This is a genomic window from Microbulbifer sp. 2205BS26-8 (assembly GCF_030731025.1).
Classification (GTDB): Bacteria; Pseudomonadota; Gammaproteobacteria; order Pseudomonadales; family Cellvibrionaceae; genus Microbulbifer; species Microbulbifer spongiae.
Genome location: NZ_JAVAMR010000229.1, coordinates 1 through 291, shown reverse-complemented (window position 1 = coordinate 291; position 291 = coordinate 1). Strand labels below are relative to the sequence as shown.

Genomic DNA, 291 nt, shown 5'->3' with positions numbered 1-291 from the left:
AGGTTGCGGGCGTGGTAAGCCGCCTGCCAGTTGGCGTTCCAGAGCGTGCGGCTGATGGGGGTATCTGCGTTGGTATTGTTCCAGGGGGGTGTGAGGCCATCGAGATAACTGGCAAGCGCGGCCAGGTTGCCGATGTAATCGGCTTTTTCCGTGGTCAGGCCAGCGCCGTCGGCCTGGGTTTCAAGCCCTGCCCGCTGCGCCAGCAGTTGCGCGTACTCGCGGATAATCTGCAGCTTTTCGCTCTGGTGCAGAATGCCGTCCGCAGCGATCCTGTCCAAGTCCGCCAGTGCT

Annotated in this window: 1 protein-coding gene; it reads right to left on the bottom strand. The window is 62.5% G+C overall.

Annotated features, from left to right (window positions below; genetic code table 11):
- A partial coding sequence (locus Q5Y71_RS17370; RefSeq protein WP_306043319.1) for a hypothetical protein occupies window positions 1-291 on the bottom strand: 291 nt, incomplete at both ends.